This is a genomic window from Streptomyces sp. M2CJ-2, from assembly GCF_016757295.1.
Taxonomy (GTDB): domain Bacteria; phylum Actinomycetota; class Actinomycetes; order Streptomycetales; family Streptomycetaceae; genus Streptomyces.
Map to the genome: position 1 here is coordinate 1 of NZ_JAESIF010000013.1, position 14,173 is coordinate 14,173.

Here is a 14,173-nt window from a genome sequence, read left to right on the forward strand (position 1 = left end):
GGCTCCTCATGCCATTCTCGCAGGCCAGCCCGCGAATCCGCCGACCACGTGTGCCTACCTACTGATGAAGTCGGGAAATCGAACGCGCGTGCAATAAGTCATGGGGGTGAGTCTTGCGTGTCTGCAGCCTGTCCGGCACGCTGAAAGGACAAGTCCTCCGCAGACTGTTGACCGAGCAATGCCGCTGCTACTGAGGAGGAGCCAGCCGTGGAAGCGCTCTCGCCTCAAGGCGCTCTGCTCGTGTCGTGTATTTCCCGTCTGCCCGAGCGTTCCCTGCCACGACATGCGTGGGCGGCCGAAGTCCTCGTCGAGCAGCTCTGGGCAGGCTCGCCCGCCAGCCACACCGACACGTGGCATGAGGTGCTTGCTCCAATGATTGGGCAAGGGGGTGTTGATGCGCGGCGGGTGCGGGCCGAGATCTGGGAACTCGCACGTTCGGGTGCCCTGGTGCCGGTCGGTGCGGGAAACACTGCGAAGTACGAGACGGCGGACTTCGCCGAGAGGATGGCCGCCGAGGGTCTGTCACCGCAAGAGTGGCAGGTCGTCGACTTCGCTGTGCGTCAGCTGACGGCCAGGCTGTTGGCCCTCTCGAAAACATCACGCGCGTCACTATGATCCAGGTTGGGGGCCGTTGCGTCCTTATCCACCCGGCGCCATGAGAGCGTCTTTTTGCAGTGAGTGGCCAGTGTGACCCCTCCCTCTTTGGAGGGCTTGGCCGTGATGCGCACGCGTGTCTTGGGTTTGCGGAGGAACGGTGCCTCCCAGGTCTGTTCTTCGGTCTTCTGCCAGTCCGCGATGCGGATTCTGGCGATCTGGTCGCTCATTTCTCGGGCCGTCTGGAAGCGGCGGGCCGGGTCAGGGTCTGTGGCTTTCTGCACCAGTTTCCGCAGCGACTTGCACACCCATGGGGGCAGGACTGCGTCTTCTTTACGCAGAGGGGGCCGACCAGCCAGGAGCGCGTCAACGACGTCTGTGGTCGAGTACGAGGCGTAGTCGAATCTCCCCCTGAGCAGTTCGATCAGAACCACGCCGAGGGAGTACAGGTCGGAGGAACGAGTCAGCCCGTCCGCGATCAGCAACTCAGGCGGAGCGTACAGGTGGGGCGCGTTCACGCAAGGCGCTTGGCCGGTGTCGTCCATGGCGCCAGCCAGGCCCAGGTCGCCGATCTTGACTGTGTCGGCGTCGCCGGTCAGGAACAGGTTCGGGCTCTTCACGTCACGGTGCAGAATGTTGTACCGCTCGTGCATCTCGGTCAGACCCCGCAGGGCCGCACGGATGATCCGCAGCGCCTCGGCTGCTGTGAAGTGCTCGCCCTTCAGCATCGCGTCGGTGATGCTGCCTTTCTCGTAATAGGGCATGAACACCTCGACGACTTGCATGGGAGCTTTGAAGCTGGGGACGGTCGCGACCGAGCGCACCTTCACCACGTTCGGATGAGTGATCATTTCCATGACACGAGGCTCCACCAGGTCCGCGCCCTGGACTTCGGAGAGGTCGATGCGTTTACCGACCAGCCACGTCTCCAGGACGGGATCCAGCCACACGCGCACCTCACGCAGACCGCTCGGCATGCTGTGGAGGCACTCGTAGTCCAGAATGAGCGGTCTCTCGCGCTCGTTCACAACCCTTGTCCTTCGCTGCTCTCCCTGGACATCTCGACGGCGTAAGCCTTGGCTGCGGCGAATGCCGGTCCGCGCCCCGCCGTCCAGTACAAGGGGGGCTGGGTGAACCCGACCTCTTTGCAGTCGAATAAGGCCAGCTTGGGTGCGGAGACGCCGACGAGTTTACCGATGCGCTCCGTATTCCACTCTTCGCATGTGATCCCTTGCTCGACGCAGGACAGCATGAGCGCCGAGATCAGCGAGATGCGGTCGAAGGCCTCGCGGTACACCCATTGGTTGTTCTTGCGGGTGGCCACGATGATCACGGCGTCAGGCTGCAGCACGCGGAGGTCCTGGGCAATCCTCTGATGGGTGTCTCCCAGTCGCTGCGTCCCCGTCAGGCCAACTGCGGGCATGAGGCGTTCGGGGGCGCCGGGTGTGTGGGAGATGTCCTGGGTGTCTTCGGCGGCAGTGAGCGCGCCGTAGTGGATCGCACCTGATGAGACAGCCACACCCAGGACCTTCATACGTCACTTCTTTCCGGGAAGTACCGGCCTGTACGCCTGCGGACAGGCCGGGTTGAGAGCGGATCGTTGTTTCGCATGCGGCGGTCAGCCGCGCCAGCTACCCCTTGATCAGCCGCAGGTCAGGCCGCACTGGCGCCGATTGCCTGCCGCCTCCGTCGACGCCGATGGGTACGAGTCCGAAGACGTACTCATTGAGTTCCTCAGGATAGATGTTCAACTCGGCTGCGACATCTGCCGGAGACATGTTCAGGGGTTGACGCAGGGCCTCGAACACCTTTGCGAGCAACTGGCTGCTCTCGCGGACGAGGGAGGAGCCCGGCTCGTCGCGGCGGTACCCGCGGTGCGCAAGCTCCTTAACGGTCTGGGTGTAGCGCCATTCAGAGAGCAGTCCGAGCTTGCGCAGTCGATAGGTCAGCGCCATGGCGGAGACGCCCCATTTACGCTTGGCGCTGAGTATCCGGTCGAGAGAGGCGTTGTTGAGTCTCTGGGCGAGGATGCCGGCACGCGGCATGAGGAAGGCGGAGGCGAAGTCGTTGGCCTCGCCCTCGGAGTCCCGCCCGTGGGGGATGCGGTGTTCGCAGTGCAGTACGAGGTGCCCGAGTTCGTGGGCGGCGTCGAAGCGGCCACGCTCCCCAGTCTTGCGCGTGTTGAGGAAGACGTAAGGGGTGCCTGCGTTGATGGTTGAGAAAGCATCAATGTCCAGGCAGTCCGACGGCAGGGAGAACACACGTACGCCGTTGGCCTCCAGCAGATGCACGGTGTTGGGGACGGGAGCCTCCCCTAGGCCCCACGCGGCGCGTACCTGCTCGGCGGCTGCCTCCGGCTTGAGATGGGGATAGGTCGGCACGTTCGGCTTCGGCAGCTTGAACAGCCCTGCCAGCCAAGTATTGAGCGCCACCGCCACGGCCCCTGAGCTCAACGCGCTGTCACGCTCAGCGGCTGTCATCTTGGACGGCGCCCTGAAACTGACCGCGTCCAACTGCAGTTGAGTGGGCGGAGGGGCCTCGAAGAATGCGACCGGATAGTGAAGTGCGGCCGCGAGGGAGGAAAGCGTCTCCGGTGACGGTGGCCTGCGGTGGTTCTCGAAGGCAGTGATGCTCTGCGCCGAGAACCCCGACCGCCGGGCCAGTTCGGCCAACGTCATCCGTCGCCTCTTACGGGCAAGGACCAACCGTTCAGGGGTGAACACTTTCCTCAGCTCCCACGTCCGCACTCTTACACTTCGGTCAGCCCCCCAGCAGCTCCACGACAACCTCCGGGCCGCTGTCGTCACCCGGATCATCCAACAGCGCAATGTCCGTACCGGGGTCGTTCAGGTCAGGCAGCACCAGAGGGATGCGTTCCTGCCACTCATCGACGAACTTCCCGTTCATCTTGATCGGCAGCGACAGCTCGGCGGAGATCACTCCCTTGTCCCACTTGTAGAGCAGGCACCACGTCGGGATCTGGTCGAGTTCACGGCCGTACAGCACCTCGTCGTGGCTGAGGAACGCTAACTGGCCGTTCCTCTCCACCAGGCGGGCCATGGCAGGGCCCTTCGGGTTCTTCGACTTCACCCGAGCCTTCAGATCGCCGATGCCTCCCTGGGCACTGATCGCCGTGACCGCGTGACTCATGCTGGGGTGGATCATCCGGAGGATGCTGTCCCGCGAGGTGTGGCTCCACCCGTCCGGGTGGAGCGCCTCGGCGAGGTACCGGTTGGTGCGGCTCCAGAACGTGAACCCGGCCATGGCCGGCGCATCGAAGTCGGTGCAACTACGCACATCAGCCGCCGCCAGATCGAGCGCCCCATGGAAGAGGCCGTTCGAGAAGTCGAGCTGCGCGAGCCGCTGCACGCGCCACTCGGGATCCAGGTTCTGCACAGCTCCTCCAGACAACCGCGGGTTTCAAAAACCATACCTCATTCGAGGTGGCGTTTTTGAAACCACGATCATCATCGCATCTCAGTTCGAATATGTCATCTTCCCGGTCCCAGGCGGACGTCCGCCTGGGACCGGGCATCCATACGGTAGGTGCGGCGGCACGCTCATGATCATCCCGCTTCGGCGGACTTCCGCTCTTCTCTGGCTGAGAGGCGGCCCGTGTGTCCGCCTTGTCGCGGTCCGCCGCAGCCTGAACGGTGCGACTGCTCGGCGCTTCGGCCTGCAGCCGTGCCGCAGCGGCCGGCTGGCATGCCGATGGATATTGGGCTTGGCCCGCCGCACCAGTGGTCCGCTTCACGCCAGCGGGGTCCGACAGATACTGAAGGCGTGAACATGGGTACTCCACCCGATCCGGCGTCCATCGGCGAGATCCTTCGGGCGCGTTATCGCCGCCTGCCCGAGCGGCTCGCGGATCTGGCGGGCCCCACCAGCGGTGTTGTGGCACTTTCTCTCTATGTGGCCTGGTCGGGGCGTATGAGCTTTGCCCTAGATGGGCCCGAATCGCGGATGGGCCTGTACCGGATCGCGCTCGCCGAGGGCCAGCAGGGCGATCTGATGGCGTTCCTCGATCACGGGCTGCTCGTCGAGCAGTGGCCCGTCCTGCGCAAGCCGATCAGCCGTCACGTCCGCGAGGCATGGAAAGGCACCTTTCCCGAACTGGTGCAGGCTGCCGCGCCCGTCGATTGACGGCGCCGCCCCGTGAGCAGTTCACGCCTCGGACTCCGTTCACGCCCCTGTGCTGGTCCATAAGGCGGCCCGGCCGTCAGTGCCCCTGCGCAAGCATCCAGTGCACGTCACCTGAGTCCGGGCAGATCCGCCACCCCTCCAGGACACCGGTCGCCGTCAGGCGAGTCAGCGCACCGTGAAACCCCTGATCATGCAGGCCACAGTCACGGATGATCCGGTCGTATTCGCTCCGCCCCTCCCCCGAGGACGGATCGCTGTGCGCCGAGAGATAGACGCCCGGCAATCGCAACCGGGGCTCGGTCTCCCCCATCCGGGAAGGGCATCCGGTACGCAGTGCCCAGTCGGCCGCGCGCCGCCGGTCGGGGCAGGCCGGTGACTGGGCGAGCAGCGTGGCATCGCGAAGTTCCGCGGCGACCCCGGCCGCTCCGGGACCGTTCACCACGTTCAGCCACCGCGCCCGCTCCAACTCGTGGCATGTCCACCCGGTGTCGATGCGAAGACCGCGCAGCAGACCCGCGGGGAGTTCGACATGCATATACGCGTTCATGCGCAGTGCGCACTGCAGGGCGAGGAGTCTGGCCCCGGCAGAGACGTCCGCGGGCAGGGCCACGGCCAGGTAGCTGAGGATCTCGCCCACGCGGACGCGCTCTCCCGGCCCCCTGGGCCGCCGGCTGCGACGCGGTCGCCCAGAAGGCAGGTGGAGGGGTGCGGCCAGCACGGTATCGGGGACGATGGCGGCCTGGGCGGTTGCCGCGGCGCAGGCGCCGCAGGCGTCGGCGAGGCGCCAGATGCGGCCGCCACGTTCGCAGGCCAGGAGCAGACGGATGGGCCCGGCGCACCCGCGGTGGCGGCGGTGCCAGCGGCAGCCGCGTTCATGGCACTGGCAGGTCCGCAGGTGAGGCGCGCGGAGATCACTGCGGGCGTGCCGGGCAAGGTGGGCAAGGGCTGCCGAGCGTGCGGACTCCGCGGTCACCCGCCAGGCGTCCTGGGGGCAGTGCTGGCAGACGAGGACGAGCCCGCCGGTCAGGCATCTCAGTTCCACTGTCCAGGTCCGCGGCGCCTGAGGACACACGGTGCGCAGCCTCATGGGCGTGTGTCCCTCCTTTCCTGATCCGGCGCCAGCCCTACCGCACCGTGCGGCGGGGCGGCCGACACCGTAGTGCAGACTCCTGCCCTCCCGCCGGGAGCCACTGGGTGAAATAGGGCAGAGGTCTGCACTGACAGGGCAGGGTTCTGCACCGTCGGATGGTCGGGTGACGATCTTGCCGCCTGATCCGGACCTCGACGCGCTCCGGAGGGAGCTGGGGCGCCTGCGGGCTGAGCGCGGGTGGAGCTATGACGAGCTTGCCTCCCGCAGTGGCCTGGCCAGGCGCACCGTGATCGAGATCGAGCAGGGCCGCACCATCGGCACCCTCAAGACGTGGCACGCCCTCGCACACGCCCTGGACACACCCTTCGACGAGCTCTTCGCCATCCTCTGCCACGAGCACGACCTGCCCGGAGCCGGCGCCAGTTCCGACAGCTGATTCAGGGCGTCCGGCACCGGTAGCGATTCACCCGATCCGGCAACGCTGTATCGAATACGTGATCAGTCGTTCGTACTGCTGTCGCCCTGTTCTGCTCTCCTCGGGGGATCATCCGGGCCAGGTGCCGCCGGTGCTGTGTGTCGGCTGGCAGGTTCACCCGCATGCACTCCTCACCTTCTCCTTGTGGACGGCACTGGGACGGCAGCCGCGCGAGCGCGCCCCGGCGGCGGTCCCTGCGTATCGCCCCCGACAGCACCAGCCGCCTGCTGCGCTGCGGCCAGACCGCCTCCTGCCGCGAATGTGGCAATCCCGTCGAGTGGTACCTGCGCGTCGACGATCGCCCAGTGCAGCTGCACCCGCGCGAACTACCCACGGCTCAGGTGCCGGAGTCCTGCCGCTGGCACGTCAGCCGCGGCGTCGCCCATCCCGCGGGCGATGGGAGCAGCTGGTGTCGGCTCGCGCACGCACTGCTGTGCCCCGCCCGCCCGGGGCCGCCAGCCGCATCGGAGTTGTCCGGGCTGCGCCGGTCTCTCGCCCTGCGCACGCGCCGTCTGCTCAACGCCGGAGTCCTCACTCCGCCTGCCACACCAGCCGACAGTCCGCCGCCCGGTGAGACATCCTGCCGTCCGGCCCGGCCCGTCGTGCAGCTGCTGTTCGTCCGTTACCTGGCCTCCCGTCCCGTCGACGAGATCCAGTGCGTCGCCCAAACCGTACGCCGTACCCGATGCACCGCCAAGGTCCTCGGCCCTGGCGCTCTGCACGGCGTGTGGACTTTGGTGCCGGTGAGCGCGCACCACGGTCAGCTCACGCTGCCGTCGGATGTCATGGCCGTCTACAGCCTGTCCTCGCTGCCGTATCAAGAACAGCTGCGCTGGCGCGCCCAGCGGTGCGAGCAGCATGCCGCCACCGCGGCCGGTGACCTCACCGTCGCGGCCTGGGAGCCCTTCAACCCGTTCCGCCACCCCGAGCACATCCGCACCCGCCTGCCCTTGCACGAACGCCGCCCCGGCGGCCACGCACTACGACAGGACCGGTCGTGACACATCAGTACGCCGTCGAGATCGTGCTGACCCGACCCGCCTCCGCCCGGGAACTTCACCGGGCCCGTCACCGCCTAGCGTTCGCCGCGAACGCGGAGCGCACCCGGCTGATGGCAGTGCAGAGCGACAAGAGCCCGGGCCGCGCCCTGCACCGGTTGCGGCGCCGACTGGACTCGGTCCTGCCGATCGACGTGCTGACGACGCACTACCCTGACCGCCACGGCCGCGTCCTACTCAACGTCGTCCTCAACCGACGCATCCACGCGCAGGTTCGCCAGGAGGCGTCCGCCAGCGGCGAGCGCCCCGGAGAGGTCCTGCGCGAGCGGATCACCGCCAGCCTCGCGCGAGAACAACGCGAACGGCATCACCGTCTTGAGTCACAGCTGCGCCGCTTGCTCTCCCACCACACTCCGGAAGAAGTCCTGGCCTGCGCCGCAGGTCGTCTTTTCCAGGCATGGCCGCCCTACTACTGAACTGGCCACCGTTCCCTCGGCGGCCACGGCACCATCTGCGCCTCGGTTCGACCGTTCCCATCCATGGAGTTCTTGTTGCACACCCCCACCCCCGAACAGGTCCACGCGGCGGACACCTTCCGCTCTGGCCAGCACCTCGCGTTGCAGGCCGGAGCCGGGACCGGGAAGACGAGCACACTGCGCCTGCTCGCCGCCGACACCCAACGCCGCGGCCGCTACATGGCCTTCAACAAGGACATCGCGCGTGACGCCGCTGCGCGCTTTCCATCCACGGTGCAGTGCCGCACCGCCCACGCCACGGCCTTCGCCGCACTCGGCCACCGTTACGCTGACCGGCTCAACAGCCCCCGCCAGCCGGCCTGGAAGGCCGGCCAGGCCCTCGGCATCCTGCACCCCACGCGGATCGCTGGCCACGAGATCAGCCAGAGAACCCTGTCCCACAACGTGCTGCGCACCGTCACCCGCTTCTGCCACTCCGCCGACAGTGTCCTCGCACGCCACCACGTGCCGAGCCTGCGCGGCCTCGACGCTCCCGCCGACCACCGGCAGTTTGCCGAACTCGTGCTCCCCTTCGCGATCAAAGCCTGGGCAGACCTGCAGCACCCGGGCCACGGCATGGTGCGCTTTGAGCACGACCACTACCTCAAAATGTGGGCCCTGACCGAACCCACCATCGAAGCCGACTTCCTCTTTCTCGACGAGGCCCAGGACACCAACCCCGTGCTGGAGCAAGTGTTCACCGCGCAACGGAACCATGCTCAGCTCGTCATGGTCGGTGACTCGGCCCAGGCCATCTACGGATGGCGCGGCGCAGCCGACGTGATGACTGGCTTCGACGCCGAACAGCTCACCCTCACCCGCTCGTTCCGCTTCGGGCCACAAATCGCCGACGAGGCGAACCGGTGGCTCGCGCTCGCCGATGCCCCCATCCGTTTGACGGGAACCACCGGCATTCGCGCGGAGGTCAGCAGCGTCGACCATCCCGACGCCGTACTGTGCCGGACCAACATCGGCGCGATGACGGAGGTCATGCGCTTGCTTGGCGACGGACATCGCGTCGCCCTCACCCGGGGAAGCCATCAGCTGGCTCAACTCGCTGTATCTGCACGCGACTTGAAGGAAGGACGCCGCACTCACCACCCCGAACTCGTGCTGTTCGCGTCCTGGGGCGATCTGCAGGACTACGCCGCCTTCGACCCGGCTGGCCGCGACCTGCAGCCCTTCGTCGACCTCGTCGACACCTACGGCCCCGACGCCATTCTCGCCGCCGTGTCGCAACTCGCCGAGGAAGCTCACGCCGACGTCACCGTCTCCACCGCCCACAAGGCCAAAGGCCGCGAATGGCCGACTGTCAGGATCGGCAACGACTTTCCCCAACCGAAGGACACTGATCCCGGCGCACCCACAGCTGGCCAGACTCCTGAAGTGAGCAACACGGACGCTCGTCTCGCCTACGTGGCCGTCACCCGTGCCCGCCATCGACTCGACCTCGGCGGCCTGGCATGGACTACACCCGCCCAGCCGACAGAAAGCGGATGAACCCCACAGAGCGGCCTCTGGTCCAGCACCGCAGGCCGCCCGCCGGGTCAGCCCGCCCAGCCAACATCGATCACCTCGATGCCGCCGAGAAAGGCGGTGAACCACACCCACGAGCGAGACCCGAAGACCAGCGCGGCGTGCCAGCTACCGGGCTGCGGCCATTCACTCGGCCGCACCAGAACAGCGGCGATCGTCTCCATCACCTCCTTGCGCCCCTCCAGCGGCAGTTCATCCAGCGCGTCCTCCACCCGGACCGCCAGGTCGACCTCGTACGGCACTGCGCACCCCCGTGCTCGTGATCATGGAGGTCCACACCGTACGGGCCAGGGGCTGCTCACGTGCAGGCCTGTGGATAACCACTCGACGAGGAGGTCAGAAACAAAGGCTACAGAGCGACCCGGCGGGCTGCCCCCTCCAGAGGTCTGGAGACGGAAGCGGGACATTCAGCGGCGTTTTCGGGGGCCGCGGGGCCGGATGGGCGTGACGGTGGTTGAGACGTCCCTGTGGAGTTGCTGCCGGAGGGCTTCGTTGTCGTGGAAGAGAGCGGCGATCGCGGTGTGGGCGGCCTTAAGTTTGTTCTCCAGGAGCGTGCATTCCTGGGTCTTCTTGGTCAGTCGCTTCTTGAGGTCAGCGATGGTCGCGTCGCGTTTGGCCTCGCCGGGGATGACCTTGCCGTGCGTGGCAAGGTAGGCGTCCCACTCGGCCAAAATGGCATGCGCGCGGTTCATGGTCGCGCGGCTGACCTGGGCTTCTTTGTAGAGATTTTCCTTCGTGAGCCGACCGTCGGTCCGTTGCGGACGGCCGTCAAAGAGCCGAGCCATCGCTGCCCGCAGCGCGGCGGCAGTCTTGGGGCTGACCTGGTCTTCAGGGGCGGAGTCTGGATGGCTCACTGGGCCTCACCTGCCATTTTGAGTACGTTGCGGGTGATGTCCAGTTCGCGTTCGGCAAGGTCACGGCGGCACCTTGGAACAGCAGGGCTGTTAATGAGCTCGAGCTGTTTCCGCTGGTGAGAGTCATAGATCGGCAGATGTTCGAAGCCGATCATGCTGTTGGCGCATCGGTCCGGTCGGCAGCGTTCGTCAAGGGGGCCGGTGTGTCCTTCGGGGACGATCGCATTCTCAAGGCAGACGGCGCCGACGGGGTTGGTGTGGTCGGCGGTGCAGTTGTTGAGCATGCCGAAGCGGATGTGGATCCGCGTGGTGCGCAAGAGGGTATCGGCGGTGCGGGCGTCACCGTTGCGGGCCTTTACGGTAGCGGTGACCTGGTCAAAGGCATCCTTGATGCGTTCGGCGCCGGGCCCGAATCCGATCTCCTCGCCTGCGGTATGACGCTGGTAGAGGTCCTTGATCTTGCGGAACTTGACATTGTCGAGAGCGTCCTCGAGGTATTTGGCCCACTCAGCGTCGGAGGCGGCATAGCCGCGAGTGGTGGCGTTGGCGAGGGCCCGTGTGGCGAGGTGCTTGAGCTGGATGCCGGTGGCGATTTCGGAGCCGGGGAACTGGTCGGTGAGCATCGCCATCGTCCGGCGGAACATGTGTGGTCGGATGTAGGTGGCGGGGATCGCGTCGAGTCCGGTCCAGACCCGGTTGGCGTTCACGAACCTCACGAACGACGCGAGCATCAAGGCGCCGTCAATGGTGCCGTCCTGATTCGAACTATGGACCGGTGCGAATACGCGCTCGGGGTGCAGGGAGACGGCCTCGGCGACTGCGAGTGCTTCAACGAGGGGGCCGGCGATCCACCAGTGCTTGCCGGGGCGGTCGGTGGTGCCCTTGATCTTCGTGGAGGCGATGGCAGGAGTGTTGTAGTGCTCGACAACGGGGTCCCGCAGGATTTCGTGGATCTCCGAGTCACGCATCATCGACAGGCCCACCACCAGGGTGAATGCGGCGTTGCGCAATGCCGTCTTCAAGTCGGTCAGCGCCCGAAGGTCGATGCCTGGGTGCCAGGGGCCCGTGGCACCATCCGGTCGGGTGACCTGTACCAGCTCTCCGGTCAAAGCGTGGGTCGTGGTCCGGCCCTCGGCCGCGGTGTTCTGGACCAGTTCACGTCGCCGTGTCTTCAGCGGATTGCGAGCATCTGCGGCGAACGCCGAATTGTGGATTGCTTCGTAGCCCAGCAGGAGCGTCAACAGGTTCCAGTTCACCCTTGGGTCCTGGCCACCAGCAGATGCGACATGGACAGGGATCTTGTTCTCAGGTTCGGCGAACCACTGCTCAAGTCGTGCATCGATGCCGATCACAGAGAGGCGGGCGTCTGCTTTCAGCTCTCGAACGCGAGAGTCAGCGCGCAGGACGTCGGGGGCGAAATCGTGGATGTAGGCCCAGGCTGCGCGGATCAGCGGGAACCACGTCTTTGGAGGAACCGTCGGGGTGGTGATTGCTTTGCTGGGCCGGGACCGGGCGACATCACGGGCGCTCTGACCAGGCCAGGGGTCCCCGACGGGCCAAGGCAGGCTCAGCGCGGGCTCAGCGATCGCCAAGTTCTTCAACGTGCCTACGTGGCTTCTGACCGTTTCCGGGCTCATTCCCTCCGCGGCCAGGTCGGTGATGCGCTGTCGCAGGTCTTCGGCGGTCCAGGCATCCGGGTGAGCAGGACGTCCGTTCTCGCGTCCCCAGCGCGCCACCGCTCGAAGCCGTGAGGCGATGTGGCTCAAGGTCGTAGGGGTGCCAGAGCCTTCGAGGACGATCCCGCTCTTGAGGACCACGGGGTGCCGCCGGTTCATGACGATCATCATGAACTCGCGTGCCAGCATGTTCCAGTACGGATTTTCCAGCCCTTGGCTGAAATGGACCTTCCAGTCGCTGGCGTTGACGTTGGCGGGGCGCTTGAGGACCCCGTTGAAGTCCCAGATGCGAGTGTCGCCGAGCCGGGGGACGCGGGCCCCGGGTTTGCGGGCCTCGGGCAGCAGAGCGCGGCCCTGGACAACTGGCGCGTCGTCCCGGAACAGGGGGGAGCGTCGTTGTTGGGGCAAAGGCAAGATCATGCGTCGAACTCCGTGTTCGCGGCCAGCGGCAGGTCCAGGATGGCCTGGCCGGCTTCGATGTGCTTGCGGGCGTGGGCGAGTTCCTCAGCCGGGCGGTCGTCCAGGACGGCGCGAAGGTTCACCCAGCTCTGCCCCCAGAGCCGGGTGAAGACCGTCGGGCTCAGCCGGTAACGGAGCTTTTCCAAATGATCGTGGAAGAGCAGAAGCTGGGGAAGGTTGGAGGGCAGGATCCAGGCGTTTCGGCATTCCAGGCATCGCAGCGGGGCGACCGCGCAGAGTTCGCCGGGGCGGCTGAAGGGTGACTCGTAGGGGTTTTTGCAGTGGGAGACACCCATGTCGAGCTGGCCGGTCATGATGTCCTCGGCTTCCTCGGGGGACAGCCCTGCGTCCGTGAGCACGCCATGATCTACGACCTCTTTGGAGACAACGGTGGGACCGTCGACGCGGTCGAGCGCCTTGTCGAACCAGTGTTGTTGAGCAGTGGCGATCGTTCGGCCAGACAGTATTCGCAGCGTGGTGCCCTGCGCATAGTGGCCAGCGAAGGTTTCCTCGGTGTGGTCGTCCGCTGCCGCGCTGATGCGTCCTTCGGTCACGATGGCCTTCTCGACCTTGACCGATTTACGCATGCGGCCGATGTGCCGATCTCCCTTGATCTCGACGTCCATCATGTCCAGCCAGCTGCCGAACGACGTTGTCTTGGCCTCGGGGATCCAGCGGTCGAACAGAGGAGTGAAGTCGTTGCGGACGACGGCGCGGACGAAGAGGGTGTCGGTGATGTGCGGGGCCTTGGCGCGTGTCCGGGCGGTGAGGTCCAACAACTGGCGGACCACTTCGCTGGCCTCGCGCCGTGGCCAGTTCACGATGAGTCGCTCATCAGTGTCGTCGTCCGCAGCAAGCTCACCGGGTGTGGCCCGGTCTCGAAAGGCCCGGTGTCGCAGCCATCTGGCCCGGTTCTTGAGCAGGGTCAGACGGACGCCCTTGGGAAGAAATTCGATCTCTGTCTCTCCGAAGCCGGTGACTTCCTCGGAGGTGTAGCCGGTAGCGTCCATCAGCAGGACACGAAAGGAGTGCAGGTCGAGGGTGGTGGGGTACAACGTCGCGAACAGCCGCGAAAGCAGCTGGCGACGCGCCGTCTGCGGTGGGAGGCTTCCGGTTGGGCCTGAGGCGAAATCCCGCAGTTCCGGAGGCCAATGCCGGGGATGCGGCATCTGCTGGCGGATGTCGTCAGGGGTGATCTGCTCGTGGGCCAGGCCCCAGAGCAGGTCGGTGATGCTGGTCCAGCTGCCCAGACTGGGGTGACATCCTCGCCCTGCCAGGGCCCAGCCCTCGTCCAGGCGTTGGCGGGTCGCGTGGGCACTCTGCCAGGCGGCGCGGACCAGAGCCCGCTTTTCCTTCAGGGTGAACTCGTCCCGTTGCGTCTTCTCCCCGCTGCCCAGAAGCCCAGGACCGCGAGCCAGCCGGGCCACTTCCGGGGCAACCGAGCGGTCAGCGTGGTCGTCCCTACGCACGATCAACACGCGCACGGCCGCGGCAAGCACCGCGGGATGCGTCGAGCTCGGAGCGTAGTCCTCGGGCAAGGACAGCTCCCAGTCCACCAGCGCGTCAAAGAGCCCCGGGTCAGCCAGGCTCGCCTCCTCCGCCTCTGACCCCAACGCCTTGTCCACGTATGCACAAAGCCGGTTGATCGCCGTCCGGTAGACCCGCGCAGATGCCGTGATAGCCGTGGCAGCCACGTACTCAACCCACTCGTCCGCCAACTGCATCACCAGCAACGAACAGCGGAAGTCCGCCGGAGCGACCACGAGGATGCGTCCGTCGACACTGACTACCCGAGGACCGACACCACCCGGTGGAACCGGATTTGCCAGGACC

15 protein-coding genes are annotated in these 14,173 nt (G+C 66.4%); 6 read left to right on the forward strand and 9 right to left on the reverse strand.

Going from position 1 to position 14,173, the window contains the following annotated elements; all coding sequences use genetic code 11:
• Positions 1 to 207 precede the first annotated feature (207 nt).
• Positions 208 to 615, forward strand: coding sequence for a hypothetical protein (locus JL475_RS13100; RefSeq protein WP_202277768.1), 408 nt, complete (start codon positions 208 to 210; stop codon positions 613 to 615).
• On the opposite strand, the gene JL475_RS13105 is transcribed toward JL475_RS13100, so the two are convergent.
• The 4 genes from JL475_RS13105 to JL475_RS13120 form a co-directional block, all read right to left on the reverse strand.
• The gene (locus JL475_RS13105; protein WP_202277769.1) at positions 561 to 1,622 is read right to left on the reverse strand and encodes a serine/threonine-protein kinase; all 1,062 of its coding nucleotides are present in this window, start codon (positions 1,620 to 1,622) and stop codon (positions 561 to 563) included. The two genes, JL475_RS13100 and JL475_RS13105, sit on opposite strands and share 55 nt — an antisense overlap.
• Positions 1,619 to 2,128, reverse strand: coding sequence for a hypothetical protein (locus JL475_RS13110; RefSeq protein WP_202277770.1), 510 nt, complete (start codon positions 2,126 to 2,128; stop codon positions 1,619 to 1,621). The genes JL475_RS13105 and JL475_RS13110 overlap by 4 nt, the downstream gene beginning before the upstream one ends.
• A 97-nt stretch (positions 2,129 to 2,225) precedes the next feature.
• Positions 2,226 to 3,410 carry an XRE family transcriptional regulator gene (locus JL475_RS13115; protein WP_272932922.1) on the reverse strand — a complete coding sequence of 395 codons (1,185 nt, stop codon included), beginning with the start codon at positions 3,408 to 3,410 and terminating at the stop codon, positions 2,226 to 2,228.
• Positions 3,355 to 3,990, reverse strand: coding sequence for a hypothetical protein (locus JL475_RS13120; RefSeq protein ID WP_202277772.1), 636 nt, complete (start codon positions 3,988 to 3,990; stop codon positions 3,355 to 3,357). Before JL475_RS13120 ends, JL475_RS13115 begins: the two co-directional genes overlap by 56 nt.
• Positions 3,991 to 4,383: 393 nt before the next feature.
• Here JL475_RS13120 and JL475_RS13125 point away from each other — a divergent pair, with 393 nt between their 5' ends.
• Complete coding sequence (locus JL475_RS13125) at positions 4,384 to 4,737, forward strand: hypothetical protein (protein ID WP_202277859.1); 354 nt, start codon at positions 4,384 to 4,386, stop codon at positions 4,735 to 4,737.
• Between the two features lie 76 nt (positions 4,738 to 4,813).
• On the opposite strand, the gene JL475_RS13130 is transcribed toward JL475_RS13125, so the two are convergent.
• Positions 4,814 to 5,824: a hypothetical protein gene (locus tag JL475_RS13130; RefSeq protein ID WP_202277773.1), complete on the reverse strand. Its 1,011-nt coding sequence runs from the start codon at positions 5,822 to 5,824 to the stop codon at positions 4,814 to 4,816.
• A gap of 166 nt (positions 5,825 to 5,990) precedes the next feature.
• On the opposite strand from JL475_RS13130, the gene JL475_RS13135 reads away from it, so the two are divergent.
• From JL475_RS13135 to JL475_RS13150, 4 genes are all read left to right on the forward strand, one after another.
• Positions 5,991 to 6,263, forward strand: coding sequence for a helix-turn-helix transcriptional regulator (locus JL475_RS13135; protein WP_202277774.1), 273 nt, complete (start codon positions 5,991 to 5,993; stop codon positions 6,261 to 6,263).
• Positions 6,264 to 6,424: 161 nt separating this feature from the next.
• Positions 6,425 to 7,303: a DUF6083 domain-containing protein gene (locus JL475_RS13140; RefSeq protein WP_202277775.1), complete on the forward strand. Its 879-nt coding sequence runs from the start codon at positions 6,425 to 6,427 to the stop codon at positions 7,301 to 7,303.
• Positions 7,300 to 7,776 (forward strand): hypothetical protein, encoded by a 477-nt coding sequence (locus JL475_RS13145; RefSeq protein ID WP_202277776.1) that lies wholly within the window; start codon positions 7,300 to 7,302, stop codon positions 7,774 to 7,776. Before JL475_RS13140 ends, JL475_RS13145 begins: the two co-directional genes overlap by 4 nt.
• Before the next feature lie 75 nt (positions 7,777 to 7,851).
• Entirely contained in the window at positions 7,852 to 9,315 is a 1,464-nt protein-coding gene (locus tag JL475_RS13150; RefSeq protein WP_202277860.1) for a UvrD-helicase domain-containing protein, read from the forward strand.
• 47 nt (positions 9,316 to 9,362) lie between these two features.
• Here JL475_RS13150 and JL475_RS13155 read toward each other — a convergent pair whose 3' ends face one another.
• From JL475_RS13155 to JL475_RS13170, 4 genes are all read right to left on the reverse strand, one after another.
• Positions 9,363 to 9,593: a hypothetical protein gene (locus JL475_RS13155; protein ID WP_202277777.1), complete on the reverse strand. Its 231-nt coding sequence runs from the start codon at positions 9,591 to 9,593 to the stop codon at positions 9,363 to 9,365.
• A 165-nt stretch (positions 9,594 to 9,758) separates the two neighbouring features.
• Positions 9,759 to 10,205, reverse strand: coding sequence for a hypothetical protein (locus JL475_RS13160; RefSeq protein ID WP_202277778.1), 447 nt, complete (start codon positions 10,203 to 10,205; stop codon positions 9,759 to 9,761).
• Positions 10,202 to 12,301 (reverse strand): integrase, encoded by a 2,100-nt coding sequence (locus tag JL475_RS13165; RefSeq protein ID WP_202277779.1) that lies wholly within the window; start codon positions 12,299 to 12,301, stop codon positions 10,202 to 10,204. Before JL475_RS13165 ends, JL475_RS13160 begins: the two co-directional genes overlap by 4 nt.
• Positions 12,298 to 14,103 (reverse strand): hypothetical protein, encoded by a 1,806-nt coding sequence (locus JL475_RS13170; protein ID WP_202277780.1) that lies wholly within the window; start codon positions 14,101 to 14,103, stop codon positions 12,298 to 12,300. The genes JL475_RS13165 and JL475_RS13170 overlap by 4 nt, the downstream gene beginning before the upstream one ends.
• Between the last annotated feature and the right edge of the window lie 70 nt (positions 14,104 to 14,173).